We start from the raw sequence: 26,530 nt of genomic DNA on the forward strand, positions 1-26,530 counted from the left end.
ATCAAAAAAAATTCTGTATATAAAACAACTGCCTGTCGTTCCGGGCTTTTTGATATTTTTCTATCTTCGTGAAAATCACCAGAAAATTCAATTTGAACTTGTTCCCATCTTTCCGATCGATCCCTCAAAACTGTGTATGTTTCCTGCTACTTTTGCTGCCTGTTTGTTCTTTGGCGCAAACTCCGCTCGGAGATGCGGCACACCTGGATAAAGAGCTTCTGAACAAGTTTATCCTGGCAGAAGTGAACAAAATTCGGAAAAAGGAAAAAGCAGAACCGCTCGAAAACAAAAGCGAATTGCTTCCTGCAGCACAGGATCAGGCAGATTACATGCGCCGGAAAGAAAAATTGACCCACTTCCAGCGCTTCAACAAGTACAAGAAAACGCCCAAAAACAGAGTCGACTTTTACGGAAGGCAGTTTGCGGTGGTCGGGGAAAATGTGCAGTTGAACAACCTGCGATTGAACGCGCCTCCGAACGACAAGAAGAATCCGCCCGTTACAACTTACGAGAAGTTGGCGCAGGAGCTGGTAACCAGCTGGAAAAATTCACCGCCCCATTTCCGGAATATGATTGATCCGGAGTTTAAATCGACTTATACAACCATCAGTATCACTGAAAACGGAGAAGTTTATGCCTGCCAGTTATTTGGTGGTTCCGTTTTCCAAACAGCCTACGAAGAACAGGTCGACAGTCTGAACTACAAACCCGAAAGCGACCGGAGATGCAGTTTTTGCAAGAGCCGGGTTCCGCTCGGACACATCGAATTAGGAAGCGACAGCAGTATCTTTTTTGTGTATGAAACTCCTTTGCGCTGGCCATCATTTCCGGATTCGCGGATGCGTTTGTTCAATCCGTGGAACGATGGTTTGGCGGCAGACATTGTATTGAAATCACAATATCCGTGCGACAGCGCGAACTATTTCAACGGAAGAAGAGGTGTAAGGGGAGTTCCGCTGCCTCCGGTTTACAGGAAAGATTTTCACATCGGGGTTTTTCGAACGCTGGTGTATTTGGGGAAAGTTCCAAACTATATCAAAGAAGACTTCGAGGTCAATGTGACGGTCGTGAAAAACAAACGTACCTGTTCAAACATCATTTATAACATCATTCCGTCGTCTTATTATGTGGCTATTCCGTTGAATTTTGACATCGAAGCAAAAGAACTCACCACCACCGATTACATTCCGGACACCTTAACGGCATCCTTCTTTTTCAATAAAGGAGCTGTTGAGCCGGTCGACACAGTCATGCTGCAGACACTTTCCGTTTTTTTACAGGCGAACAAGGCAAAAATTAACCAGATCAGCCTGGAAGGATATGCCAGCATTGAAGGATCAACGGAAACCAACGCGCGTTTATACAAACAGCGGGCGGAATACCTGTCGCGTATCTTGGTTGCAAACGGGATTGATGAAAAGCAGATTTCACTGAAGGTAAATGAAAATTTTGCAGATTTCCGGGAAGATGTTGCCGGGACGGAATTCGCGGATTTGGCGAAAAAGACCGATGCGGAATTGAAAACTGCATTGAAAGATCCGGAATTGGTGAAGAAGCTGGAACCCATCCTGGCAAAACACCGTTACGTTCATGTACGGATTACGAGTAAAGACACGATTCATTTGCTGGTTACGAAAGAAGTGATTCAGCAACTCTTCAAACAGGCACTCGCAACCAAAAACAAACGTGCAGCCGCTGATCTTCAAAAAGCACAATATGCCTGTATTCAAAAGGGAGAATTGCATTTGAGCGACCTGGATTCCATTTCCATCCCGGTGATTGAGCCAAACAAACAACTCCTGCACAACCTGGCAGTGATCCGTTTTCTGACCGATACGCTAAACCCGAAGCGATACGATAACCTGGAAGAAGCATTGAAGCAAGTTTTGAAACTGGATAAAACATACAAATCTGCGGCAACGAGCGTGGCAATCCTGGAATATTACCGTTATTGCGCTGACATGCTTGATTTAAGTGAAAAACAGTATTTCCGGAAAGTCAAAGGGTTGAAAGATATTGACAAGAAAATCCAGGCGCGAATCCTGCTCAACTTTGCTTCTTCAACCGACTGGATGCACCGGCACAGAAAAAAGAAATACTACGGTAAAGTCAAATCATACATTCCCAATGCGCGCTTGGACGTTGATAAAACATTCGAGCTGGCCTCTTATTATTCCTACTTTGATCAGAATGAATTTGCCTACAACCTGGTTCGGAATAAGATCGATGAAACGAAAGACCCGAATGACCTGGTCTATTTCCTGAAATTGATTCAGCTGAACGATGTGTCCATTTCACACGAGAAATACCTGAGTTATTTCGAGAAAATCCGCCGGTATTCCGGAGGTCAGTTTTGTAGCTTCTTCAACACACCGAATCTGAATTTCCAGATTTTGGACGATCCGGACATCAAGAAAATTTATTGTAAGGAATGCGCCGGAGTTTTAAGTACGGGAACGTTGGAACCCGGAAAGTAAAATGAGGTTGTTCCTAACGAATACAACAAGAATGCATTTAATCTGAAATTGTTCTTGATGAGGTCGGAAATGGTATCGGAGAGCTGATTTAACGTAACGTTCACAAGCGTTTAATTCTGCTGAAAAGCTGGCGTTCTACCTTTGCAGAAACAAATCCGGAATTCGGATCAAACAGAACAATGATGAAAGAGTACAGATTGCGATTTATGACCTTTGTTGACCGGACATTTTGGGGCTGGCTGGCAGTAGGTTCGCTGATCATTTACGTGAGCTTCCGATAAAACACGCTACTATCTTTATAAAACAAATTCCCTGACTCCTGTTACGGCGTGGAGTTGGGGAATTATCTTCAGGCTGCCAGCAAATTCCGCAGATGCCCAGGCAATCACTAAATCATACTCTTTCAGAATACATCTTTGTGCCCTTGCGCCTTGGTGGTTCATTCTCTTCCATTCACTATGTTTTCTATGTCCCTATGTGGTTAAACAAAAACATCCCAATCTCTCAATTTTTACTAAAAAACTAACGTTCGTTAGCTTTTGTGATTTTTCTTTTCTAATTTAGCCTGAGGAAACGAAAACAACTTGCTGCAATGGCCTCAAACTCGAAGAAGAAGGTTAGTAAAAGAGATGTGATTATCAAAGAAGCCGCGCTCCTGTTCAAGGAAAAAGGCTACGGAAGTGCATCCATGCGTGATCTTGCAGAACGTGTAGGAGTTGAAGCAGCCAGTATTTACAGCCACATCAAGTCAAAAGATGAGATTTTGGAAGAAATTTGTTTCCGCATCGCAGGAGAATATGTTTCCCACATCTCGAAGATCGAAGACGAAAAATCCTCCTACACCGACAAAGTAAAAGCAATCATCAACCTGCACATCCGCCTGATGGTAGAAGATGCCGCTTCGGTTGCTGTGACCAATAACGACTGGAAATCCTTGCCGGAACCCAAATTGTCCATTTTCAAAACACTTCGCAAAGGGTATGAAGCACGTTTCGCTAAACTGATCGAAGAAGGAATTGCGAAAAAGGAATTTGCCCCGATGAATGTTTCCGTTGCCATGTTCACGATTCTATCCTCCATCCGCTGGGTCGAATTGTGGTACAACCCGGATCGGAACATTACCGAAAAAGAATTGGAAAAAGACATCACGAACCTCTTATTAAAAGGACTTAAAAAATAAACATGTTACACTTTCATCCCTTAAAAGTAAAAGCATTGAAAAAGGAAACGGCAGAATGTATCTCGGTACATTTTGAAGTTCCGGAAGACAAAAAACAACTGTTCGAATTCAAGCACGGACAGTACCTCACGTTGAAAACAATCATCGACGGGGAAGAAGTGCGCCGTTCGTATTCCATCTGCACGAGTCCGCTCGATAACCAGCTGGGAGTGGCGATTAAAACCATTTCGGACGGGAAATTCTCCCATTTTGCCTACAACCAGTTGCAGGTAGGAGATACGTTGGAAGTAATGCCTCCGCTGGGGAAATTCACCACGGAACTGCTTCCTGCAAACAAGAAAAATTACCTCTTTATCGCAGCCGGAAGTGGAATTACACCGGTCATGTCAATCGTGAAAACGATCCTGCAGACCGAGCCGGAAAGTACTGTTACCTTGCTTTATGGAAACCGGACGAAAGGATCGATCATCTTCAAAGATCAGTTTGAAGGGTTGAAGAACAAATACATGAACCGCATGAGCGTGTATTACATCCTGAGCAAGGAAACTGCCGATGCGGAGATCCTGAGCGGAAGAATCGACCGCGCGAAACTGGATTATTTCCTGGAGAAAATCATCGATCCGGAAATCCTGGACGACTGTTTCCTATGTGGTCCGGAAGAGATGATCATGGGGGGGAAGGATGCGTTATTGCATGCCGGAGTAGATGCGAAAAACATCCACTTCGAACTATTCACAACGGCAGGTGCTCAACTGGCGAAAAAAGAAAATACGGCGAAAGCAAAAACTTCCGACGGTCCTGTGAGCAAAGTAACGATCAAACTGGATGGCGTATCGACCGAAATGGACGTGCCGTTTGAAGGTGAAACCGTTCTGGATATCGCCATTAAAAATGGTTCCGATCTTCCGTATGCATGTAAAGGCGGCGTTTGCTGTGCATGTAAGGCAAAACTGGAAAAAGGAAAAGTAAAAATGGATGTGAACTACGGTTTGGAACCGGACGAGTTGGAAGTAGGATTTATCCTGACCTGTCAGGCACACCCGGAAACAGAAGAAGTGGTGATCAATTTTGATGAAAAATAGTTCGTTCCGGTGATGGTGAAAGCGTAAAAGTAAGCTTTGGTTGCATGTTCGCGATATTGCGAACAGCCCCCTTTTAATAAGGCTTTTACGTGTTGTTTCAGATAGTCGGAAAGGCTGTTGAATGAAACCGCCGGAAGAATAAAATATGAAATAAAAGAAACATGGAAAACAACATTGTTGACTTAGAAAAACGCTTTCAGGATCGGGTCGATGCAGAACAGCGTATCGAACCGAAAGAGTGGATGCCGGATGCATACCGCAAAACCCTGATCCGCCAGATTTCACAACACGCGCATTCCGAAATCGTTGGAATGCTGCCGGAGCGAAACTGGCTCACGCGTGCTCCTTCCCTGAACCGCAAAGCAGTATTGCTGGCGAAAATCCAGGACGAGGCCGGGCACGGATTGTACCTCTACAGTGCCGCTGAAACATTGGGTGCAGCGCGCGAAGATTTATTGGACGACCTGCATTCCGGGAAAGCGAAATACTCGTCCATTTTCAATTACCCTACGCTGACCTGGGCAGATATGGGAGCAATCGGTTGGTTGGTCGACGGTGCGGCAATCCTGAACCAGGTTCCGTTGTGTCGTACATCCTACGGGCCATATGCCCGCGCAATGGTGCGTGTGTGTAAAGAAGAATCGTTTCACCAGCGCCAGGGGTATGAAATCATGATGGCCCTGTGTGAAGGAAGTGAAGATCAGAAACAAATGGCACAGGATGCGTTGAACCGCTGGTGGTGGCCGACGTTGATGATGTTCGGGCCAAAAGACGATGTGTCATCCAACAGCGAACTATCCATGAAATGGAAAATCAAACGCTTCTCCAACGACGAACTGCGTCAGCGCTTCGTAGATATGAGCATGCCGCAGGTTGACTACCTGGGATTGACCGTTCCGGATCCGGATTTGAAATGGAATGAAGAACGCGGTCATTACGACTTCGGTGAAATCAACTGGGACGAATTCTGGGAAGTCGTTAAAGGAAACGGACCGTGCAATCACCAGCGCCTGGAAACACGCAAAAAAGCATACGAAGAAGGAGAATGGGTGCGTGAAGCTGCCATGGCTTATGCCGACAAACAACAGGAATTAAAAGAAAACAGCCAGCACGTGGCATAAAAGGATAGACGGGTCAGAACAAAATAAGAAGTCTTAAAGTCTTATTTCATGACTCTGTTCATCAACTAAAAAAGAAGAAAATGGAAAAGAATAAAAGAGATTGGCCTTTGTGGGAAGTATTCATCCGAAGCAAACAAGGTCTGGATCACAAACACGTTGGAAGCCTGCATGCTTCAGATGCTGAAATGGCCATGGAAAATGCCCGGGATGTATACACCCGCCGCATGGAAGGAGTGAGTATCTGGGTGGTAGAATCCAAACACCTGCACGCATCCAACCCGGATGAAGAAGGAACATTGTACGAATCTGCAAAAAGCAAGATTTACAGGCATCCTACATTTTATAATATTCCCGAGAGTGTCGGACACATGTAATGGTGATGGAAACAGCAAAAAATAAAACAGATCAGGCCTTGTTCAACACGGTTTTGTCGCTGGCAGATTCTACGCTGATCCTGAGTCACCGCCTTTCCGAGTGGTGTGGCCACGGACCGATCATCGAACAGGATATTGCGATGAGCAACATTGCGCTGGATTTGATCGGGGAAGCGCGGAATTTCTACGATTACGCAACGAAACTCGAAGGAGCAGGAAAAACAGAAGATGATTACGCGTATTTCCGCGAAAGCAAAGAATATAAAAATGCGTTGCTGTGCGAACAGTTGAACGGCGACTTTGCCCATACGGTAGTGCGTCAGTTCTTTTTTGACTGCTGGCATATTCATTTCCTGGATGCCTTGCGAAACAGTCCGGATGAAAACCTGGCAGCGATTGCAGAAAAATCCTACATGGAAGTGAGCTACCACATCAAGTGGAGTTCGGAATGGGTGATTCGTTTGGGGGATGGAACCGAAAAAAGCAAGCAGAAAATGGAAACTGCGCTGAAAGCATTGTGGCCCTTCAGTGGTGAATTGCTCGAAGCAACAGAAGATGAAAAGATCCTGATTGCAGTTGGAATTCTTCCGGATTTTGAAACCTTGAAAACCGTTTGGTTGGAACAGGTGACAACTATTCTAACGCGTGCAACACTCGAAGTTCCGACAGGCAAAAATACGGCTCAAACCGGCGGTAAAACCGGACGTCATAGCGAATATTTAAGCTACCTGCTGGCTGAAATGCAAAGTGTGCAAAGAGCTTACCCGGGATTAAAATGGTAATGTGATGATGACAACACGCGATAAATCCGCAGTATGGGAAATCCTGGAACGTGTTTGCGATCCGGAGATTCCCGTGATTACCATCGCCGATCTGGGCGTGTTGCGGGATGTACGCATCCACGAAGACGGAGAAGTCGAAGTCATTATTACACCAACCTATTCCGGTTGTCCGGCCATGAACATGATTGCGGTCGAAATCCGTTTGGCGCTGAAAGCCGAAGGAATTGAAAAGGTGAAAATCACCACGCAATTGAGTCCGGCCTGGACTACCGACTGGTTCTCCGAAGAAGGAAAAAAGAAATTGAAACAATATGGAATCGCACCGCCGGTTGATGCTTCACCGCACGTGCGGCAGTTGTTCGGACAGGAAACAGGCATCGAATGTCCGCAATGTGGTTCCACACATACCCAATTACTCAGTCAGTTCGGCTCCACATCCTGCAAAGCTTTGTATCAGTGCCAGGATTGCAAAGAACCGTTCGACTATTTCAAATGTCACAGATAAAACTCATGGAAAACGCATACATCATTGATGGGGTGAGAACGCCCATCGGGAATTTTGGCGGAACATTGTCGGCAGTCCGCCCCGACGACCTGGCAACTTTGGTGATCCAGGAATTAATCAAACGAAACCCAACAATCGACCCGGAAAAAATCTACGACGTAGTGATCGGTTGTGCCAATCAGGCAGGTGAAGATAACCGCAACGTGGCGCGCATGGCGGCATTGATGGCAGGTCTTCCGTTGACCGTTCCCGGAGAAACCGTGAACCGTTTGTGTGCTTCCGGTTTGTCTGCTGCAATCAGCGCGGCAAGAGCGATCCAGGTTGGAGATGCGGATTTGATGATTGCCGGGGGAGTAGAAAACATGACCCGCGGGCCGTGGGTAATCTCCAAGACAAGCACCGCATTCGGTCGTGATGCACAGATGTATGACAGCAGTTTCGGCTGGCGTTTCATCAACCCGAAGTTGAAAGAACAATACGGTGTTGACTCAATGGGTGAAACGGCTGAGAATGTTGCCGAACAATACAAAATCAACCGTGCCGACCAGGATGCATTCGGAATGCGTTCGCACCAGAAAGCGGCAAAAGCACAGGAAGCAGGTCGTTTTGAACAAGAAATCGTTCCGGTTTCCATTCCACAGCGAAAAGGTGAACCAATCCTGTTTTCCCAGGATGAATTCATCAAACCGAATACGAACCTGGAGGTGCTGTCAAAACTGCGTCCGGCGTTTATTAAAGACGGAACGGTTACGGCAGGAAATGCTGCAGGATTGAATGACGGAGCTGCGGCTTTGTTGCTGGCATCCGAAAAAGCGGTGAAAGACTACAACCTGAAACCGTTGGCGCGTATTGTGTCGAGTGGAGCGGCAGGAGTAGAACCGCGTATCATGGGAATCGGGCCGGTTCCTGCATCGGAGATCGCGTTGAAGAAAGCCGGTTTGACGATCGAAGACATGGATATCATCGAATTGAACGAGGCATTCGCTGCACAAAGTTTGGCAGTGATTCGTGCCTGGGGATTGAAAGATGATGATTCACGCATCAATCCAAACGGTGGAGCAATTGCACTTGGACACCCGCTGGGAATGTCAGGAGCACGTATTCTGACCACGGCGGCAATGGAATTGCAACTGCAGCAAAAACGCTATGCTTTGGTGACAATGTGCATCGGTGTAGGCCAGGGATTTGCAGTGGTGATTGAACGTGCGTGAAATAACACACGAATTACCTACCCGGGTGAAAATAATTTTGGATTTTACGTTTTTTTGAAGGATTTGATCATCGTTCTTTCAAAGAAAACAAGTATATTAGAAGCAGTCATTTAATGAAAAATGGCTGCTTTCTTTTTGGAGAATTTTTTAAAGAAACAACACGTGGACGTAATATTGCGGAATTACGTCCGGCACACTAAAAACCGGTTGCCAGATCCAGATTCACTAATTTTACGAAAACACAACAACGATTACTAATTGTCTTTTTTTGGTATGGTTGAAAAAACGAAAGAAAATATGGTCAGAATGGTTCCTCATCAACGACGCAGTCCGCTGGTGGAGATTCCTACAGTATTTACTTTTGACAATTGTGAACTGACCCTATACGAAACGCTCGAAGAAGCAGAAAACATCGGATTTCAATTCGATTACCCAACCGTTGCCATTATGCTGAGCGGAAGGAAGGTGATGCACATCGAAGGAAGAAGTTTTGAGTTCCTGCCCGGAGCAGTATTCATCGTTTCCCCGGATGTCCCGATGACAATTGACCTTCCCGGAGCGTCCATGAGCCAGCCCACACGTTGTCTCACGCTGACGATTAACCGGAATGTCATCCTGAAACAGATCGATGTATTACTAAAGAACAACGGATCGAAACCGATCGGCAAGCAAATTGATTATTTACAGGAACACAAGCATTTCCTGCTGTTCGGAGAAAACGGCCTGTATAGCCTGGCACAACGCATTGCCGGTTTGGCACAGGAAAAAAATCCGGATTACGAAAGCATTATGCAGATTGCAACCAGTGAATTGATTATCCGGCTGAGCCAGACCAATTCCTGCGAACTGCTCCTGAAAAGTGCGAAAGTGCCCAAAGTTTCGGATAGTTTTTCCAAAGCGGTCAACTACATTCATGCCAACTATACCGTTCCGATCAGTATTGACAAACTGTGCTCTATTGCCTGCATGAGTAAAGCAGTCTTATTCCGGAAATTCAAAACAGCTTTCGGCCTGACCCCGGTCGAATTCATCCTGAAAAAGAAAATAGACGTTGCCAAAGAATTGCTGGATGCGGAAGAATTTTACAGTATCAAGCACATTTCCATGAACTGTGGATTCAACAGCGAAAGCTACTTCAACCAGATTTTCAAAAGGCATGTCGGAACAACACCTTTAGCATACAGAAACAGAATATAAATCCCCTGATGATTGCCCCGGTCATCGGCAGCTAGTTTAACTAACAAGACACTGTAAAACAAGTTGATGGGTACCATTTTTTTCGGGATGTTTAATATCCGGGAAATGACTCAGTAGCCTGTTTTCCGGGAAACAACAAATGAACACATGTTACAAGAACAATTTAAGACCATCCGAGGGTACATCACCAACCGGCAGTTTGCAGAACTGGAACGCTTTTCTTTTCCCGTTCCTACCCATTTCAATTGGGTGAAGGAAATTTTGGAAGAAATCAACTGCGTCGAATTCCCGGACCGGGAAGCACTCATCTGGACAGATGGCTCCGACGTGAAGAGGTATTCGTATGACGACCTGCGCAGAAAAACCAATCAACTGCTTCATTTCTTACGGAAACACGGAGTAGAACCCGGAGATGTGTTGCTCTCCCAAATGCCGCAGCTTCCACCGATTTGGTTCACCGTTCTGGCCGCAATCAAAGGAGGATACCGCCTTATTCCGGCAGCAACGATTTTGAGTGTCAACGACATGGTTTACCGCTTTGAAACACTGATGCCGAAGGTCGTTATTGCTGATCCGGAAAATGCCGAAAAGATTGACGAGGCAGAACGCATTTCGGGGAAGAAAGTAGTCCTGAAAATCCTGGCGGAAGGTCAGAAGGAAGGCTGGGTTTCGTACAACGAAATGGATCTGGAAAACGACGAGGCGGAGGCAGCTGAAACGAAAGCAACAGACGCTTTGTTCCTGTTTTTCACCTCGGGAACCACCGGAATGCCGAAAGTGGTCACACATACACATATCAGCTATCCGCTCGGTCATTTGACAACCGCATCCTGGATCGGGCTGCAACCGGGAGATATTCATTACAACGTATCACAACCGGGTTGGGCAAAATTTGCCTGGAGCAGCATTTTTGCACCCTGGAATATGGGAGCAACGATCTTTGCCTTCAATCAGCCGGGAAGATTTCATGCCGGACAACAGCTCGAACAACTCGAGAAATTTAAAATCACAACCTTTTGTGCACCGCCAACGGTTTTGCGCATGCTGATCCAGGAAGACCTGAAAGCATACAAACTCAGTTTGAAAGAATGCGTAGCTGCCGGCGAACCGCTCAATCCGGAAATCATCGATGTGTGGCAGAAAGGAACCGGTTTACTGATCCGCGATGGGTATGGACAAACGGAAAGTACCTGCATTATTGGGAATCTACCCGGAACAAAAGTGAAATTCGGAAGTATGGGAAAGCCGACCTTCCTTTACGATGTGGTCATTGCAAACGAAGCCGGAGAAGAAGTTCCGCTGCACGAAGAAGGAAATATTACGGTGAAAACCGATTCCGATACGCTGACCGGGATTTTTGCCGAATACCTCGGAGATCCGGAAAAGAAGAAAGCCGTTTTCAAACACGGATTGTACTACACCGGCGACAAAGCCTACAAAGACGAAGACGGTTATTACTGGTTTGTAGGCCGTGATGACGATGTGATCAAATCCTCCGATTACCGTGTGGGACCTTTTGAAGTGGAAAGCATCCTGCTGGAACACGACGCCGTGATTGAATCCGCCGTAGTAGGAAGTCCACACCCGATCAAGGGATTTGAAATCAAAGCCTTTATCATTCTGGGTACGGAACACGAACCATCACAGCAGCTGGCAGACGCTATTTTTGGATTTTCGCGGGAGAAACTGTCTCCTTATAAAATGCCACGCATCATTGAGTTTGTGAGCGAATTGCCGAAAACGATCAGCGGGAAAATCCGCCGGGTGGAATTGCGGGCGATGGAGGCAGAAGCAAAACTGAAAAATGAAAAAGGAGTTTTTGAATTCCTCTATATGAAATGAAACACTAACAGCTATGTTTGATATCCTTCGCCAAAACCTGTCTGCTCATGGGCCGATTGCCCCCGAAGACCTTGATCGCTTCACTGCGGTTTGCAAAGTCGTGAACGTGAAACGGAAAAAGCAGGTATTGAGCGAAGGAAATATTCCCAATTTTCTCATTTTCGTTCATTCAGGATTGATCCGCATGTATACCACGGACAAGAATATGAATGAACACACGTTTGATTTCGGATCGGAAGGAACCTGGTTCGGAGATATCAAGTCCTTCCGGTTCAAACAACCCACCGACACCAATATTGAAGCGATTGAAGACAGTCAGCTACTGGTCATTGCGCACGAAGATCTGAAGCAATTATACGCAACTGTTCCCGGTTTGGAACGCGTGGGGCGCATCAACGCCGAAGACAAATACATTCAATTGCTCGACCGCCTGAAAAAAATCAACCACTCCAATTATTCCGCCGAAGAGCGCTACCAGGAATTCCTCAAATTTCACGGAGACATTGCCTTTCGTATCCCCAATACCTACATCGCATCCTATCTTGGAATCGCCACCGAGACCCTCAGCCGCATCCGCAAAAACATGCTTCACAACAATCAATAAACCACATAGGTAGATAGAACACATAGCTGAATAAATTACTAAGTACGATATTGTTTATCCACGTAAATCTGTGCCATCGTTCGACTGAGCTCACGCCGAAGTCTGCGTGAAACAAACCAAAACACTCAAAAGTTCCTTATTTAATACAATCTATCTGCGTAATCCGTGCCATCTGCGCCATTCGCGGGAGAGACTCTTGATTTATATCAACAAATCCCTTGATCTTTATCAACTCATTCCATTGATTTTTACCGGTTTTATTTCATGATTTATGCCCTTTTCTTTTGCAAGGCTTTTCTCAATTTTTGCTTCAACGAAAAACTAAATTTCATGCAAAACGAAAACAAACAATTTACCCCCTTCTACTGGATGACTCAGCCGGAGGTAACAGAAAGAAAAGAACACGTAAGAGAATTTGTCAATCCGGACAACATTCCCTGGACAGACTGGCTGATGCCGGGAACACGCTACAAACTCCTTTATTGTGATTTGTCTTCCGGTTTTTTCAACATCCTGCTGCAGGTCGACCCGGGAACAGAAGCATCCATGCACTGGCATTTGGGAACGGCGATGGCATATATCCTGGAAGGAGGTTTCCATTATCACGAAGACGATAAAGGTGATACGAACAATTGCTTTACCTGTGAAACGGGAGGAAGTATTCACCAGCCGTTTTCTCCGCAGGGATGCATTATGTTGGGAATCATGCACGGGCCGATTGCAGGTTACCACGAAGGAAACATGGTCGTGATTGCAGATGCAAAACTGCACTACGAAATGGCGAAACAAAACGATGCTGTAAAATTGACTACGGTTGTTGGGTATGTCCATGAACCGGAATGGTAAAACCAAGCAGGGAGCATGTCTCCTTGCGCCCTCTGCTTCTTTGCGTTTAAAAGGGCAAGGCAATTTTGAACACCTTAAAAACGAAAAACAATGAGCGAAATAAATCAAACACCCATGCTGAAAATCGGGCAGCCATACGGAAGTATTATCCAGGAAGCATACATTGTTCCGGATATCGAAAAAGCCATTCACGACTTTCACCGAACCCTAAACATCGGGCCGTTCTTCGTCGTAGAACACTTTCCGTTAATCAATGCCAAGTACCGTGGGAATCCCTGTGATGCTGACGTGACCCTGGCAATCGGGTTTTCCGGAAATATGAGCTACGAGTTAATTCAGCAAAACAATACCTCACCTTCACCGTGGCTTGAAACCAAAGAGCAGCGCGGTTGGGGATTTCATCACAAAGCCATTGCGTGCCTCGACTTCGAAGCTGAATTGGAGCGCTACAACAAAGCTGGATTTGAAACAGTTCTTTATTCGGAAGTCAGTTTCGGAACAGCGGCAGCTTATGTGGATACTACCTCTGCGAACTTCGGGATGATCGAATTGATTGAAACCAACGAAGCCGTGGAAAACTTCTTCCACATGATGAAAGAAGCGTCTGTGAACTGGAACGGCAAAGATCCGATCCGGAAATTGTAGACGAAACAACTAAAAACAAAGAAACATGGCTTTATTAGAAAACAAAATTATCATCGTGACAGGTGCCGGAGCAGGGATCGGTCAGGGAAGCGCCGAAGTGCTCGCAAGAGAAGGTGCAACAGTGATCGTGAGTGACATCAACCTGGCAAGTGCAGAAGAAACCGTACAACGAATTACCGCAAAAGGCGGAACTGCCATTGCAGTGAAAACAGACGTCTCAGACAAAACAGAAGTCGAAGCGTTGATTCAGCTTGCCATTGATAAATACGGCCGACTGGACGGAGCATTCAACAATGCCGGAATTCCCGGGCCTACAACTCCGATGGGAGAATATGCAGATGAAGACTTCGACAAAGTGATCGCCACGAACCTGAAATCAGTGTGGTTGTGTATGAAAGCACAAATCAACGTGATGCTGAAGCAGGCAGGTGGCGGAGCGATCGTTAATACTGCCAGCGTGGGTGGAATTGTCGGGAAACCGGGAATCAGTGCCTACATCGCTGCAAAGCATGGAGTGGTCGGACTCACAAAAACCGCCGCGTTGGAATACGGTTCGCAGGGAATCCGCATCAATGCAGTTTGTCCGGGAGTGATTCGCACCGCCATGGTCGATTACATGATCAATAGCGGAAACATGGGAACTGAGGCAGACTGGAACGGATTACAGCCGATCGGTCGGATGGGAACACCGGAAGAAATCGGGGAATACGTTGCCTGGGCTTTGTCAGACAGAGCATCCCTGCTCCACGGACAATCCATCGCACTCGACGGCGGATTTACCGTTTCGTAATTCAGTATAATCCGATAAAAAGTATGAGCTGTCTGTCTTCTTCATAAGTCTTTAGATCCGCATAAAGTTCCAATTGCTTTTTCAGATTTCCAGATTCTGATCCGAAATCATTTGTGCTACTCAAGATGTGAATGAGAAGCGGAAGTCTTCTGTTTCTGCTCCCGATTCGGGAAAATGCTTGTCATTTGGGATCCTGATCCCGTCTTTCCGGGAATCGGTCAGGAACAGGAGACTGTTTGATGGGAATTGGTACAGGGGCATTTTTGCCTACTTTTTTTGCCCTGGAAAAAGTAGGAGATTTTGTCATTAAAAACATTCTGACGAAAAACCAGGCAGGTGTGGGGTCGGGGCAATTCAAAGCGGGGTATTTGAATGGCCTTGCACCTGCTGTTTTTTTTGAGCTGGAATACCATCAAATCGTAAAGGTCTGTCTTTTAGATATTATCCTGATATAATCTACTACAATCGTGTTACAATCCCGGAAATGTTCTCGCCTACATTTGCTTTTATGCTAACTATAAAAAGAAAAAATATGGCAACCTACAAGTTTATGATTGACGGGAAACTGATGGATTCGGAGCAGTCCTTTGAAGTTCGGAATCCCGCTACCGGTGAGGTGATCGGATCGGCAGCTGTTTCCACACCGGCAGATGTAGAAAGGGCAGTTCAATCGGCAAAAGCAGCTCAGAAATCTTGGGCGGCAAAAAGCGATGAAGACCGCAAAAAAATCCTCCTGGATGTAGCACAGGTATTGAATGACAATGCAGCTTACCTGGCAGAATGGATTACCAAAGAACAGGGAAAACCATTGGCTGGCCCGGGATCGCTGTTCGAAATGCAGGCATGTGTAGGCTGGACTCAAGTTCCCGCTTCACTGGATTTACCGGTAGAAGTGGTGTTTGAAGACGATACGCGCAGAGACGAATTGCACCGTAAACCGCTTGGCGTAGTCGGAGCAATCTCACCGTGGAACTGGCCGTTGATGATCGCGATCTGGCAGATTGCACCTTCATTAAGAGCCGGAAATACCGTGGTTTTGAAACCTTCCGAGTACACCACCATCGGAACGCTGGAAATGGTGCGTTTGATGAACACGGTTCTTCCTGCGGGAGTCTTGAATGTGGTTTCCGGAGACGGAAGCATTGGGGCGTTGCTGATCGAAAACAAAGACGTGAACAAAATCATGTTTACCGGATCTACAAAAACCGGACGTAAAATCATCGATGCATCGAAAGGAAACATGGCGCGCCTGACATTGGAATGTGGTGGAAACGATCCGGCAATCGTACTTCCGGGAACGGATGCGGCTAAAATCGCAGGAGATTTGTTCTGGGGAGCATTCATCAACATGGGACAAACGTGTGCCTGTGCAAAGCGCTTGTACGTGCATGAGAACGATTACGAAGCCGTGATCGGAGCGTTGGATGCCGTTGCAGCACAAATGCCGATGGGGAACGGATTGAGCGAAGGAATTGTACTTGGCCCTGTTCAGAATAAAATGCAGTTCGACATTGTAAAAGGCCTGGTAGATGACGCAAAAGCAAACGGAGCAAGAATTGTACGCGGTGGTGAACCTTTGGGCGGAGATGGATATTTCTACCCGATCACCCTGGTGGCAGATATCGATAACGGTACCCGTTTGGTTGACGAAGAACAATTCGGTCCGGTATTACCAATTATCAAATACAAAACAATCGAAGAAGCGATTGAAAAAGCAAATGACAGTGAATCCGGTTTGGGAGCTTCGGTTTGGGGAACTGATCTCAATGAAGCTGCGCGGGTAGCAAAACAAATTGTTTCAGGAACAGTTTGGATTAACCAGCACGGAGCAATCCACCCGATGGTTCCGTTTGGCGGAGCAAAAGATTCCGGCTACGGAGTAGAATTCGGCGTGGAAGGATTGAAAGCAGTCACACAACCTCAAATCATCAGCATTAAGAAATAAGTTGAAAAAGTTCAAAAACCGATAGTTATCGGAATCAAAAGTTCAAAAACTGGCATTAAAACATTGAACCTTTTGAACTCTTTTGACTCTTTGAACTGAAAAAAGTAAAAACTGGCATTATGAATTACGATTATATTATTGTTGGCTCCGGTTCCGCGGGAAGCGTAATCGCAGGCAGATTAACGGAAAATCCGGATATCCAGGTATTACTCCTGGAAGCAGGAAGCCCGGACAACGATCCGAATATTCACGCTCCGGCAGGCTGGCCTGCTATCTGGCAAAGCGAGCGCGACTGGGTCTATATGACCGAACCTCAGACGAAAGCAGGAAATACACCGCGCTACTGGCCGCGCGGGAAAACCCTGGGAGGAAGTAGCTCCATCAATGGAATGATCTATGTTCGCGGACATCATACGGACTACGATCATTGGGCTTATTTAGGCTGCGACGGCTGGGACTACAAAAGTGTCCTTCCGTACTTCAAAAAGTCTGAAAATTATGAGAAAGGCGAAAGCGAAACACACGGCGTGGGAGGTCCTCTGCACGTCACAACAATCAAGCACCCCAATCCGATCTCAACAGTGGCACTGGCAGCATGCGAGGAAGTAGGATTACCACTTTCCGTAGACTGCAACACGGATATTTGGGGCGCAGGTCTGTGCGAATTAACCGTCACACCGGAAGGAGAGCGTTGTTCAACTGCAAAAGCTTTCCTGGTGCCGGCATTATCACGCAAGAACCTGACAGTAATTACCGGTGCGCCGGCTCAGAGACTGATCTTTGACGGAACGCGCTGCACAGGTATTATTTACAAAAAAGACGGTCAGGAAGTAACGGTAAACGCTTCGAAAGAAGTGATCCTTTCCGCCGGGACAATCGGTTCCGCACAATTGTTATTGCTTTCCGGAATCGGGGATGAAGCAGATTTGACAGAGCTTGGTATAAAAACAGTCGCTCATCTGCCGGGAGTAGGAAAAAATCTGCACGACCATTTGCTGGTGAGTGTCATTTTTGAAGCAAAACAACAAATTCCTGCGCCTCAGGCCAATTTACTGGAAGCTCAATTGTTCTGGAAAAGCCGTCCGGAAATGATCGTTCCGGATTTGCAGCCGTTGTTCATGGGCTTGCCATATTATTCACCTGGTTTCTCCGGACCTGAAAATGCGTTTACCTTGTGTGCGGGATTAATCCGTCCGGTAAGCCGCGGAGAAATGAAGCTCAAAACAACCGATGCGGCAGATGCGCCATACCTCGATCCGAATTACCTTGGAGACGATGCAGACCTCGATGCTTTGTATGAAGCAGTGGAGTTGTGTCGTAAATTAGGCTATACCGACGCGATGAAAGACTGGATGAAAGAAGAAGTTTATCCGGGGAAAGGCAAATCGAAAGAAGAAGTGATCGACTACATCCGCCAGTCGTGTGGAACATACCATCACATGGTCGGAACCTGTAAAATGGGAATCGATGACATGGCAGTAGTTGACCCGCAACTTAGAGTTCGCGGAGTACAGGGACTGCGTGTTGCCGATGCTTCCATCATGCCGGCGGTTACTTCCGGAAATACCAATGCTCCGGCAATTATGATCGGAGAAAAAGCAGCAGACATGATCAAAGCGGCTTATTAAGAAAAAATAACAGGAATCGTAAGAACTGTCCATTGATTTGGGCAGTTTTTTTGCGTAATTATTCATTACTTGCAATACAGAAATTAGTTATCATGAGTTACTTTAACAAAGACATTGAAACCATCCCTCTCGATAAACTACGAAAGCTCCAAAACGAGCGCCTGCAGCACCAGCTGAAAAACGTATATGCGAAAGTTCCATTCTACAAACAACTCTTTGACGAGCAGGGATTAACACCCGCAGACATCAAAGGTGTGCAGGATTTGTACAAGCTTCCGTTTACGAAAAAAAGTGCCCTGAGGGACAATTACCCGTTCGGATTGTTCACGGTTCCTGTTGAGGAAACTGCCCGACTGCATTGCTCCAGTGGAACAACCGGGAAGCCGATCGTGGTGGGGTATACCAAAAACGACCTCGACATTTTCTCCGAAGTGATTGCGCGTTCGCTCACGGCTGCAGGTTGTGAGAAAGGTATGAAGTTGCAGAATGCATACGGTTACGGGTTGTTTACCGGAGGTCTGGGCTTGCATTACGGTGCAGAAAAACTGGGAATGACCGTGATCCCGATTTCAGGTGGCGGAACCGAAAAACAAATCATGCTGCTGCAGGATTTCCAGAGCGAAGCCATTTGCTGCACGCCGTCCTACGCACTCACCATTGCCGAAATGATCGAAAAGAAAGGCATTGATCTCAAATCCATGAACCTGAAATATGCGATCCTGGGAGCAGAACCGTGGACGGAAAGCGTGCGCCTGGAAGTGGAAGCCAAATTGGGAGTAACAGCAACCAACATTTACGGACTTTCCGAAATCATCGGGCCGGGAGTTTCCCAGGAAGATTTCGAAGAAAAAGGAACGGGAAGCTACATTTGGGAAGATCATTTCTACCCGGAAATCGTGGACAAAGACACGGGAGAACCGCTACCCGAAGGACAAAACGGAGTCCTGGTTTTCACTACGCTAACCAAGGAAGCCATGCCGATGATTCGTTACTGGACAAACGATATCACCAGCTTGTATTACGACAAAAGCGCCAAGCGGACACATGTTAAAATGGGGCAAATTCTTGGTCGTTCAGACGATATGCTGATCATCCGCGGGGTGAACCTGTTCCACACACAAGTGGAATCCGTATTGGAAAACTTCGGCGAATTCAGTGCGAATTACCAATTGGTGGTGAAACGTTCCGGAACGATGGACGAGGTGGAAGTGAACATCGAAGTAAACAACGACCTGTTTGAAGGATTGAAGCGCGAAACATCTCTGGGCGACGATGACGTGTTACTGCACGAAAAAATCCAGTACGCGCACAAAGGATTGGGTAAGAAAATCAAAGACGATATCGGTTTGTCGATGAAAATTCACCTGGCTTGTCCGGGAACCATTCCGCGAAGCGAAGGAGGGAAGTTAAACCGTATTTTAGACCTGAGAGACAAATAAGATGACACCACAAGAAGTATATAACATCATGATTGAGCGCGACCGTTTTTCGAAATGGCTGGGACTCGAAATGGATGAAATCCGCGAAGGATATTGCAAACTGCATTACACGGTAAAAGAAGACATGCTGAACGGTTTTGAACGGATTCATGGCGGCGTGTTGTTCTCTGCATCCGATTCAGCCTTTGCATTTGCCTGCAATTCACACGGAATTATCACTGTTGCACTGGATGTTTCCATCACGTTTACAAATCCTGCAAAAGCAGGAGATGTGTTGTATGTGGAAGCCGAAGAACTGCATCTTGGAAATAAAACCGGGTTGTATGATATCCGTACTACGAATGAAGAAGGAAAGCTGGTTTGCCTGTTCAAAGGAACGGCTTACCGGACCGGAAGAGAAGTACAATAAACCTGAAAATAAAACAAAAGTCCCGGCATTTCGACTCCGCTCAATGACCGGGGCTTTGTTGTTTAGAATGCCTCAATCTTTTCTGTTTACGGGAAATCAACCTTCCTCCCTTGGGTGAGGAATGAGGAGGGGAGCGTTACTTTCAGGGACTAACGGATATTACCTGTTCAGTTTCCCCAGCGTCAGCTCAAACATCAGTTTGTAGGAGTAAGCGGTTGTTTTGGCTCCATGTCCCGGATCTCCCGTCAAGCCATTGCGGGCTTCATTCGGAGTGGTGAAATTGATGGTGTAATCGGTTGTTTTGGGTAAGGAAAAACCGAATTCAAAAGCCAGGGCAATGCGTTTCCCGCTTTTCAACGTGTAATTGCCACCAATAGAAGTCACCAAACGATCATACTGTGAAGCTTCGATTACCTGCCGGGAAAATGTATAAACAGGAAAACGGTTGTAGTTGAAATCCGTGTGTGATCCGCACTGCATGGAGAATTTGTCATTCACCCGAATATCCAGCCCGATCCCGATATTGGTAACAGGTTTGTAGGCTTCTCCGTAAGAGAGAAAATGCTGCTCTCCGAAAATAGATGTGATCAGGGAGTCTGAAACGACTTCCGGATAATGCTCCGTATCGGATGCTCCTTTGTGAATCAGGTAATAACTCCGCCGGAAAAATGTTTCTGCACTTAGATGCAGCCAGAGCCGGGTTCCTATTTGTGCACTGATGCCGGCCGCAATAGATAGGGCATTGCTGTGTTTTACCTTACTTCGGGTAGCCTTTGCGAGCACTGCAAAATCGATCGGCAACACATCCTGCATGTTCAGCGTAGAAAATTCCCGGTAAAAGTTTCCACGTCCGATAATGTTGATCGAGGGAAGTGTTGTGGTGAGTCCAAACCGGAATTTCGGATATTGAATCAAAACAGCAGGCTTAAAGAGGATTTTGATGTCCCAGAAATTAAACGACATGGTGGAAGACAGGCGCGTAATTTCAGAAGACGAGGTGTCCGGAGGAAGAACCGTAAACGAATAATTGTTGTAATACTTCGTGCTTTTGTATACTCCCGTGTGGGTAATCCCGAAAGATACATGAGGGTTTAATTGATAGGATGCGGCAATTCCGCTCCAGTACTCACCGTTGTGAATTTCATCGGCATAGGAAGAAACGAATGTTTCATCTCCCGGCATTTGCAGCACGTCGTATCTCCCGGTGTGAAACTGGTTCAGTTTGTTGTTGTAGACATTCTTTGACAATACATGGTAGCCCACGCGCCACTGAGGTGCTTTTTTGAAAACAAATACGCCAGCCATCATATTGGGAACCGTTGCAAAATCTGTATTGTTCAGGTTTTGATCCGGCCCCAGCGCATTTTGCTCTTTGAAGGTCCGGTATTGATACGCATTGATGGAAAACGAAAGACTGGGATTTTCAATCAATGCCATCGCTGCCGCATTGTAAAACACCATCGAATGATCATCCTGGCCTGCAATAACGGCTCCTCCCAATGCAGTCGCTTTAATCCCGAACTGATCTGTCCAGTAGTGATAATCCTGCCCGAAAGAAATGAATCCGGTGAAATGGATCAGCAGCAGTAACAGTCCGTTTTTTGCGTTCATGTTCCGAATTTAAAAAATCGTCTCCATTTTCGGAGCGGATTATTCGGGAATAATCGCTGGGTGGGCTAAATTTCAGTGTTTGCGGGTTCTGTACGCAATATCGCGAACATGCGAATTGTTGGTCTTTCATTTCCGGATTTTCGTACCTTACATTTAAGATTCTCCCGGAGTTCAGGACATCAAACCATACATACCATGGAAAATGAAAATAAACGATTCAATAAGTACAGGATTCAATTGCAGGAAGTACAGAAGAAAGACGGAACTTTGGGAGATCAGCTCCTGGAGTTCGAATTCGAAAATCACGATGATATTTTTACAATCGTAGAAGTACTCAAAGAGCGGAAACTGTTTGATGGTGTGGATCAAACGGTAGAATTTGCTGTCGGACTAAAACTTTTCAGTGAAGTGATGATCCGGAACAGGAATCATCCCCTGTTCGAAGAGTTTGCACCGGCATTCGGTCAGTTTATGAAAAAACTAAAAGGAGGAAATAAATGAAGCAAGAGGTTGAATAGTTTGTATTGGCTTTCGTTACCCTGTTAGGAAGTGCATCCTCCGTGGCGGACACTTATCCCCGAATTGATCCGGTTGCTTTCTGAGAATATAAGAAACGACTAAAAGAAGTGGGAAGGACACCTGCTTTTAGCCGTTTCTCAGAGGAATTTCTTTTCAGAACGAATTACAGAACAGCCCAGTAAATCCGGTTATTAACCGAAAAACTACTGTTAATGTAGCTTGGCTGACTAACTATCCGGTGTGTACCGTATCCGCCGGAAGTGAAGTAATAATTTTGATTAAAAGTAAGCGTTTCCATCCGGCTGAAAACCCAGGATGCTCCGCCGTCATTACTCCAGTAGAAATAGTTGTAGTTCTGATAGAGCCACTGATTACTAATGTACAAACCGTAGCAATTATCTGCTGTAACGGTGATGGTGGAATAGGATTCCAGGTAGCCGTCTTTTTGTCTGACAGCTTCAACGGAATAACCCAAGGCATTCCCGATGTTCCGGTTAATTTCTTTCAGATAGATGCCCTTTTGGTCCGTGACTGGTTGTTGCGGAGCTTTGTCAGAGGTCGGTTTGTCTTTCGTTTTGTCCGAAATCTGAGGGACTTCATTCAAGAGTTGAATGCGAACTGCTTCCAGATCCTTTTTCATGGCTTTGACACTTTCAGCATTGTCAGATTCAATCCGGTAAGTTACGCTGTGTTTGCGAGCCTGATCAAAAACGATGACTTCTTCGCTGTACTTCAAACTGATTTGTTCCGAAGCGGAAAGTGGTTTTTCTGATTTAAAAGGTGATCGTTCTTTAGAACATGCTCCGATAATGGCTGTTAAAGCCAATACGCTCAAATAGTGGTGTGTTTTCATGGGTTTTAAGTTATGTGTTAAAAGTTCATTCAGACAGGTAGGCGTTCCGATACCTGTCATTTTTCCCGGATTAAAATGTAGATTGTTTCAGCTCATCCAGAAACTGCCAATGAATAAATCAGGGGTGGGAAAGAACAAAAAAGGCCTTTAACAAAATAAAAAGAGAAATTACAGACGGATGTAAATTCATTGAATGTCAATCTGTCAGGTTTTGATTTTCGGTTTGTTTTTTGACGAATCCCCTGCGTGAAAACAACAAACAAAATAACAGGTTCGTCCGCTGAAGCACTCATTTATCCGCTACTTCTGGTGATGGTGTGTTGGGTTATCTGGTTGCTTGAACGAACTACCGGCGGAAGCGATCTGATCGAATGGGGAATCCGTCCGAGGCACTGGAGCAGTTGGAAAGGTGTTTTTTTCATGCCATTATTGCATGATCCATATAATGTAAAACACATTCTGAACAATTCACTTCCGACCTATCTTCTACTGGCAGCAGTCATTTATTATTATCGCGACATCGCCCTACGGGTTTTCCTGATCTCCTGGATCGGAACGGGGTTGATTGTTTGGTGGGTAGCGCAAGACAACGGCTCATACCATATCGGGATGAGTGGTGTGATCTACGCACTTTTCGGCTTCCTGTTTGTCTCCGGTTTCTTCAGAAGAATCCTGGCGCTTCAGGGAATTTCACTGGCGGTGATTTTTGTCTATGGGAGTATGATCTGGGGAATTTTCCCGATGGAACCATCCATTTCCTGGGAAGGACATTTCGGCGGATTTGTTGTAGGAGTTTGTTTAGCGGTTGCTTACCGGAATCACGGCCCGGTACGTGCCAAATTCCAATATGAAATTGAACAGGAATTGGGAATCGAACCTCCTGATTTGGAAGGAATGTGGATTCGAAACCAGGAAGAACTGGCCTACAGACAATATTTGGAGCAAATGTATCGTGAACAGGCCAATCAATACGGACCAACACCTCCAATGCGCGTCATTTATCACATTACTCCTGCGCGGAAACCGGAAGCGGAAGAAAAACCTCAGGACGATACTGAAAAATAATCACCCCGGTTCCGCGAACCAGGTAATCCCATGATTCAAAAGGAAAGGTAAGGGAAATCATTTCGGCAGTACGCAGGTGGATAAATTCTCCGGACAGATAACTCGCCAGTTCGGAAATGCCTTCGTTGTGCCCGATAATGGTTACCGTTGATGCTCCTTTTCCACTTTGTCCGATCACATCGAGAATCTGTGCGTGTGAACTGAGATACAGTTTCTTGCTGAATTCATAATCACAGCTTTCATACTGGTGCTGGCAAATGATGGAACGCGTCTGCTGCGTTCGGGTTGCACTGGAACAAATGATCTTTCCGAGAGCAATGTGGTGTGTCCGAAGGTAATTGCCGAGTACGTTTGCCTGGGAGACACCCTTGTCGAGAAGTGCTCTGTCAAAATCGCTGCCGGTTGGCGAGACCTGATTGGTCTTGGCATGCCGAATAAGATTCAATGTTAACATTTTTCCGTAATTTCCAACCAATTGTAAAGATAGAACGTTAAGGATAAAAAACAAGCTTGAACTTTCAACATTTTACGGTTGTCAGTAAACAATTTGAACCCGGGTAAATGCAAGTGACCAAACAGATATTGGAGGGATCCGCTGAGAATGACAGACGTTCGCAGAAGCAGCTCTATGAGTATTGCTACAGGCAATTCATACGTTTGTGTTTGCGGTATCATGCGAATCACGAAGATGCGCGGCATGCATTGAATAACGGGTTTCTGAAAATTGTAAACGGCTTGCAAAACGTAGATCTGGATGAATTGAATTTTCCAGCCTGGGCCAAACGGATTATTGTGAATACGCTCATTGATGAGTACCGCAAGAACAAAAATCATAACCAGGCCATTGTCGCAAAAGAAACCGAAAGAGAACTGGCGTCCGTTGCAGAAAAAGTGGAAAATGAAGGAGCGATGGAGTTGAGTTACCAGGAAGTGCTGGATCTGCTGAAAACCATTCCGCCGATTTCCGCGCATGTGTTCACCCTCTATGTCATTGACGGTTACAGCCACAAAGAGATCGGGGATTTACTTGAAATTACGGAAGGAACCTCCAAATGGCACCTTTCAACCGCACGGAAATTGTTGAGAGAACGGCTTGAAATGATGGAAAACAGACATGAAAAACGCTTTGTAATATGAAATATTCCAATCGACATATCAGCGATGAAGAACTGGATCAATTGTTCCGGGATGCGCACGCAGCCGAAGGACAGGAGCCGCTTTTCGTTCCGGAGTTTTGGTCGGAAATGGAAGCCATGTTGCCGGAAGACAAGAAAAGCCGGGTATTTCTTCCATGGCTTTCTGTTGCTGCAACTGTTCTGCTGGTCCTGGGATTGATCTTTTATCCGGGAGAAAACGTGGAAGTTTCACGCTTAAATGCAAAACAGGAAACCCTGGCGAAAGAAGAACCGAAAAATACAACTGACAATACCCCGATTGAACAAGTAACTTCTGAAAATCCGGGAAATGAAAGCTCCACTCAGGATGTTCCTTCAGAATCAGTAACTCCAGCTCCACGCGTACAAACGCATTTCAGACAGCGTGTACGGACAAATCTGCAAACGCCTCCTGTGAATCGTTTACAGGCAGCAGAGCAAATCCGGGAAGAAATCAACCCGGAAACACCGGAGCAGAAACCATTGGCAAATACTCCATCCGAAACGAAGCAGGATGAAACAGGCTTAAACGAAGATCCGAATGTAGATCGTTTGGGAACCAGAGAATTGAGGGAATCCAATAACCGTGACATTGAACCGCTTGCCAATCTTGTAAACCCGGAAGAAAATTCCTGGTACCTGGAATTGGGAGCAACGGTTGGTCAGTCGCCATACTTATCTCCGTCTGAAAAACGCAACGTTGTTGGCGGTGTGGTACTTGGCGGAGGATATACCAAGAAGATCGATAAAGCATTTGTGAGTTTGGGGGTACAGGCGAGAATGGAAGGTTTTGGCGGTTTGGATTACCGGGAAACCAATTTCTCCCAAAACATGACCAGAACCGTTTCTGTAAAACAATTATATTCTTTAGAGTTTCCGCTGCGTTTCGGTTATGTGCTCAAACGTTCTGAGATTTCCTTCGGAGTTGTTCCGGGGATCCAGTTGTTTATCCACGGAAGAGAACAGATTGTGCAAAACCAGGTAATTCAGCGTGAAGGAAACTATACGGGGAAAGTGGAGCACTCCAATTCCATGAGCATGGAATTCGGATTCCAGTATTACTATCACCTGACACCGAAATACAGTATCGGGGCGAAATTCCAGGCAGACGTACTGAGACCGTTCCACACCGATTATTACCTCGGGAAATTGGCAGGACTTCCATTAAACGGACAAATTGTACTGAGAAGATCATTTACAAAGTAAATTGATCCCGGAATCAAACTATTTTTCGAACTTGCGCTGAAAACA

General features: G+C 45.9%; 26 protein-coding genes. 23 read left to right on the top strand and 3 right to left on the bottom strand.

Translation table 11 applies throughout. The annotated features are described in order from the left end of the window. The first annotated feature begins 68 nt into the window (after positions 1-68). The 19 genes from ABDV94_RS08370 to paaI all read left to right on the top strand — a co-directional run bounded on the left by ABDV94_RS08370 (position 69) and on the right by paaI (position 20,077). Complete coding sequence (locus ABDV94_RS08370; RefSeq protein ID WP_343606436.1) at positions 69-2,477, top strand: CAP domain-containing protein; 2,409 nt, start codon at positions 69-71, stop codon at positions 2,475-2,477. A 592-nt stretch (positions 2,478-3,069) separates the two neighbouring features. After that, positions 3,070-3,657, top strand: coding sequence for a TetR/AcrR family transcriptional regulator (locus tag ABDV94_RS08375; RefSeq protein WP_343606438.1), 588 nt, complete (start codon positions 3,070-3,072; stop codon positions 3,655-3,657). 2 nt (positions 3,658-3,659) lie between these two features. Then, entirely contained in the window at positions 3,660-4,739 is a 1,080-nt protein-coding gene (paaE, locus tag ABDV94_RS08380; RefSeq protein WP_343606440.1) for a 1,2-phenylacetyl-CoA epoxidase subunit PaaE, read from the top strand. 161 nt (positions 4,740-4,900) lie between these two features. Beyond that, a complete protein-coding gene (gene paaA / locus ABDV94_RS08385; RefSeq protein ID WP_343606442.1) occupies positions 4,901-5,860 on the top strand; it encodes a 1,2-phenylacetyl-CoA epoxidase subunit PaaA in 960 nt (319 codons plus the stop codon). Between the two features lie 80 nt (positions 5,861-5,940). Then, positions 5,941-6,234: a 1,2-phenylacetyl-CoA epoxidase subunit PaaB gene (gene paaB / locus ABDV94_RS08390; protein WP_343606444.1), complete on the top strand. Its 294-nt coding sequence runs from the start codon at positions 5,941-5,943 to the stop codon at positions 6,232-6,234. A 5-nt stretch (positions 6,235-6,239) separates the two neighbouring features. Next, on the top strand, positions 6,240-7,016 hold the full coding sequence (paaC, locus tag ABDV94_RS08395) for a 1,2-phenylacetyl-CoA epoxidase subunit PaaC (protein ID WP_343606446.1): 777 nt from the start codon (positions 6,240-6,242) through the stop codon (positions 7,014-7,016). A 7-nt stretch (positions 7,017-7,023) separates the two neighbouring features. Next, positions 7,024-7,521, top strand: a complete 498-nt coding sequence (paaD, locus tag ABDV94_RS08400) for a 1,2-phenylacetyl-CoA epoxidase subunit PaaD (RefSeq protein ID WP_343606986.1) — start codon at positions 7,024-7,026, stop codon at positions 7,519-7,521. 5 nt (positions 7,522-7,526) lie between these two features. Beyond that, complete coding sequence (pcaF, locus tag ABDV94_RS08405) at positions 7,527-8,732, top strand: 3-oxoadipyl-CoA thiolase (protein WP_343606448.1); 1,206 nt, start codon at positions 7,527-7,529, stop codon at positions 8,730-8,732. A gap of 297 nt (positions 8,733-9,029) precedes the next feature. Next, positions 9,030-9,929, top strand: a complete 900-nt coding sequence (locus ABDV94_RS08410) for an AraC family transcriptional regulator (protein WP_343606450.1) — start codon at positions 9,030-9,032, stop codon at positions 9,927-9,929. A 147-nt stretch (positions 9,930-10,076) separates the two neighbouring features. After that, complete coding sequence (locus tag ABDV94_RS08415; RefSeq protein WP_343606452.1) at positions 10,077-11,771, top strand: AMP-binding protein; 1,695 nt, start codon at positions 10,077-10,079, stop codon at positions 11,769-11,771. A gap of 13 nt (positions 11,772-11,784) precedes the next feature. Continuing rightward, positions 11,785-12,375: a Crp/Fnr family transcriptional regulator gene (locus tag ABDV94_RS08420; RefSeq protein ID WP_343606454.1), complete on the top strand. Its 591-nt coding sequence runs from the start codon at positions 11,785-11,787 to the stop codon at positions 12,373-12,375. A 330-nt stretch (positions 12,376-12,705) separates the two neighbouring features. Then, the gene (locus ABDV94_RS08425; RefSeq protein WP_343606456.1) at positions 12,706-13,221 is read left to right on the top strand and encodes a 2,4'-dihydroxyacetophenone dioxygenase family protein; all 516 of its coding nucleotides are present in this window, start codon (positions 12,706-12,708) and stop codon (positions 13,219-13,221) included. Between the two features lie 90 nt (positions 13,222-13,311). Next, positions 13,312-13,866: a VOC family protein gene (locus ABDV94_RS08430; RefSeq protein WP_343606458.1), complete on the top strand. Its 555-nt coding sequence runs from the start codon at positions 13,312-13,314 to the stop codon at positions 13,864-13,866. A gap of 25 nt (positions 13,867-13,891) precedes the next feature. Then, the gene (locus ABDV94_RS08435) at positions 13,892-14,656 is read left to right on the top strand and encodes a glucose 1-dehydrogenase (RefSeq protein WP_343606460.1); all 765 of its coding nucleotides are present in this window, start codon (positions 13,892-13,894) and stop codon (positions 14,654-14,656) included. Positions 14,657-14,895: 239 nt separating this feature from the next. Further along, positions 14,896-15,111 (top strand): hypothetical protein, encoded by a 216-nt coding sequence (locus tag ABDV94_RS08440; RefSeq protein WP_343606462.1) that lies wholly within the window; start codon positions 14,896-14,898, stop codon positions 15,109-15,111. A 77-nt stretch (positions 15,112-15,188) separates the two neighbouring features. Continuing rightward, a complete protein-coding gene (locus ABDV94_RS08445; RefSeq protein WP_343606464.1) occupies positions 15,189-16,601 on the top strand; it encodes an aldehyde dehydrogenase family protein in 1,413 nt (470 codons plus the stop codon). Between the two features lie 119 nt (positions 16,602-16,720). Further along, entirely contained in the window at positions 16,721-18,229 is a 1,509-nt protein-coding gene (locus tag ABDV94_RS08450) for a GMC family oxidoreductase N-terminal domain-containing protein (RefSeq protein WP_343606466.1), read from the top strand. A 92-nt stretch (positions 18,230-18,321) separates the two neighbouring features. Continuing rightward, the gene (locus ABDV94_RS08455) at positions 18,322-19,668 is read left to right on the top strand and encodes an AMP-binding protein (protein ID WP_343606468.1); all 1,347 of its coding nucleotides are present in this window, start codon (positions 18,322-18,324) and stop codon (positions 19,666-19,668) included. A gap of 1 nt (position 19,669) precedes the next feature. After that, positions 19,670-20,077: a hydroxyphenylacetyl-CoA thioesterase PaaI gene (gene paaI / locus ABDV94_RS08460; RefSeq protein ID WP_343606470.1), complete on the top strand. Its 408-nt coding sequence runs from the start codon at positions 19,670-19,672 to the stop codon at positions 20,075-20,077. A 159-nt stretch (positions 20,078-20,236) separates the two neighbouring features. Here paaI and ABDV94_RS08465 read toward each other — a convergent pair whose 3' ends face one another. After that, complete coding sequence (locus ABDV94_RS08465; RefSeq protein WP_343606472.1) at positions 20,237-21,688, bottom strand: hypothetical protein; 1,452 nt, start codon at positions 21,686-21,688, stop codon at positions 20,237-20,239. 195 nt (positions 21,689-21,883) lie between these two features. Here ABDV94_RS08465 and ABDV94_RS08470 point away from each other — a divergent pair, with 195 nt between their 5' ends. Continuing rightward, positions 21,884-22,189, top strand: a complete 306-nt coding sequence (locus ABDV94_RS08470; RefSeq protein ID WP_343606474.1) for a DUF3861 domain-containing protein — start codon at positions 21,884-21,886, stop codon at positions 22,187-22,189. 181 nt (positions 22,190-22,370) lie between these two features. Here ABDV94_RS08470 and ABDV94_RS08475 read toward each other — a convergent pair whose 3' ends face one another. Beyond that, entirely contained in the window at positions 22,371-23,060 is a 690-nt protein-coding gene (locus tag ABDV94_RS08475; protein WP_343606476.1) for a hypothetical protein, read from the bottom strand. Positions 23,061-23,306: 246 nt separating this feature from the next. Here ABDV94_RS08475 and ABDV94_RS08480 point away from each other — a divergent pair, with 246 nt between their 5' ends. Further along, positions 23,307-24,125 (top strand): rhomboid family intramembrane serine protease, encoded by an 819-nt coding sequence (locus ABDV94_RS08480; protein ID WP_343606478.1) that lies wholly within the window; start codon positions 23,307-23,309, stop codon positions 24,123-24,125. On the opposite strand, the gene ABDV94_RS08485 is transcribed toward ABDV94_RS08480, so the two are convergent. Next, positions 24,067-24,579: a histidine phosphatase family protein gene (locus tag ABDV94_RS08485; protein ID WP_343606479.1), complete on the bottom strand. Its 513-nt coding sequence runs from the start codon at positions 24,577-24,579 to the stop codon at positions 24,067-24,069. The genes ABDV94_RS08480 and ABDV94_RS08485 overlap by 59 nt on opposite strands. Before the next feature lie 107 nt (positions 24,580-24,686). Between ABDV94_RS08485 and ABDV94_RS08490 the strand changes: the two genes are divergently transcribed. After that, entirely contained in the window at positions 24,687-25,262 is a 576-nt protein-coding gene (locus ABDV94_RS08490) for an RNA polymerase sigma factor (RefSeq protein ID WP_343606481.1), read from the top strand. Continuing rightward, complete coding sequence (locus ABDV94_RS08495; protein ID WP_343606482.1) at positions 25,259-26,485, top strand: hypothetical protein; 1,227 nt, start codon at positions 25,259-25,261, stop codon at positions 26,483-26,485. Before ABDV94_RS08490 ends, ABDV94_RS08495 begins: the two co-directional genes overlap by 4 nt. The last annotated feature ends 45 nt before the right edge of the window (positions 26,486-26,530 follow it).

The sequence above is a fragment of the Fluviicola sp. genome (assembly GCF_039596355.1).
Taxonomy (GTDB): domain Bacteria; phylum Bacteroidota; class Bacteroidia; order Flavobacteriales_D; family Crocinitomicaceae; genus Fluviicola.

Bases quoted from the DNA above. Each gene is read 5' to 3' on its own strand.
- ABDV94_RS08375 (WP_343606438.1), top strand. From the start codon at position 3,070: ATGGCCTCAAACTCGAAGAAGAAGGTTAGTAAAAGAGATGTGATTATC.
- paaE (WP_343606440.1), top strand. From the start codon at position 3,660: ATGTTACACTTTCATCCCTTAAAAGTAAAAGCATTGAAAAAGGAAACG.
- paaA (WP_343606442.1), top strand. From the start codon at position 4,901: ATGGAAAACAACATTGTTGACTTAGAAAAACGCTTTCAGGATCGGGTC.
- paaB (WP_343606444.1), top strand. From the start codon at position 5,941: ATGGAAAAGAATAAAAGAGATTGGCCTTTGTGGGAAGTATTCATCCGA.
- paaC (WP_343606446.1), top strand. From the start codon at position 6,240: ATGGAAACAGCAAAAAATAAAACAGATCAGGCCTTGTTCAACACGGTT.
- paaD (WP_343606986.1), top strand. From the start codon at position 7,024: ATGACAACACGCGATAAATCCGCAGTATGGGAAATCCTGGAACGTGTT.
- pcaF (WP_343606448.1), top strand. From the start codon at position 7,527: ATGGAAAACGCATACATCATTGATGGGGTGAGAACGCCCATCGGGAAT.
- ABDV94_RS08410 (WP_343606450.1), top strand. From the start codon at position 9,030: ATGGTCAGAATGGTTCCTCATCAACGACGCAGTCCGCTGGTGGAGATT.
- ABDV94_RS08415 (WP_343606452.1), top strand. From the start codon at position 10,077: ATGTTACAAGAACAATTTAAGACCATCCGAGGGTACATCACCAACCGG.
- ABDV94_RS08420 (WP_343606454.1), top strand. From the start codon at position 11,785: ATGTTTGATATCCTTCGCCAAAACCTGTCTGCTCATGGGCCGATTGCC.
- ABDV94_RS08425 (WP_343606456.1), top strand. From the start codon at position 12,706: ATGCAAAACGAAAACAAACAATTTACCCCCTTCTACTGGATGACTCAG.
- ABDV94_RS08430 (WP_343606458.1), top strand. From the start codon at position 13,312: ATGAGCGAAATAAATCAAACACCCATGCTGAAAATCGGGCAGCCATAC.
- ABDV94_RS08435 (WP_343606460.1), top strand. From the start codon at position 13,892: ATGGCTTTATTAGAAAACAAAATTATCATCGTGACAGGTGCCGGAGCA.
- ABDV94_RS08440 (WP_343606462.1), top strand. From the start codon at position 14,896: ATGGGAATTGGTACAGGGGCATTTTTGCCTACTTTTTTTGCCCTGGAA.
- ABDV94_RS08445 (WP_343606464.1), top strand. From the start codon at position 15,189: ATGGCAACCTACAAGTTTATGATTGACGGGAAACTGATGGATTCGGAG.
- ABDV94_RS08450 (WP_343606466.1), top strand. From the start codon at position 16,721: ATGAATTACGATTATATTATTGTTGGCTCCGGTTCCGCGGGAAGCGTA.
- ABDV94_RS08455 (WP_343606468.1), top strand. From the start codon at position 18,322: ATGAGTTACTTTAACAAAGACATTGAAACCATCCCTCTCGATAAACTA.
- paaI (WP_343606470.1), top strand. From the start codon at position 19,670: ATGACACCACAAGAAGTATATAACATCATGATTGAGCGCGACCGTTTT.
- ABDV94_RS08465 (WP_343606472.1), bottom strand. From the start codon at position 21,688: ATGAACGCAAAAAACGGACTGTTACTGCTGCTGATCCATTTCACCGGA.
- ABDV94_RS08470 (WP_343606474.1), top strand. From the start codon at position 21,884: ATGGAAAATGAAAATAAACGATTCAATAAGTACAGGATTCAATTGCAG.
- ABDV94_RS08475 (WP_343606476.1), bottom strand. From the start codon at position 23,060: ATGAAAACACACCACTATTTGAGCGTATTGGCTTTAACAGCCATTATC.
- ABDV94_RS08485 (WP_343606479.1), bottom strand. From the start codon at position 24,579: ATGTTAACATTGAATCTTATTCGGCATGCCAAGACCAATCAGGTCTCG.
- ABDV94_RS08490 (WP_343606481.1), top strand. From the start codon at position 24,687: ATGCAAGTGACCAAACAGATATTGGAGGGATCCGCTGAGAATGACAGA.
- ABDV94_RS08495 (WP_343606482.1), top strand. From the start codon at position 25,259: ATGAAATATTCCAATCGACATATCAGCGATGAAGAACTGGATCAATTG.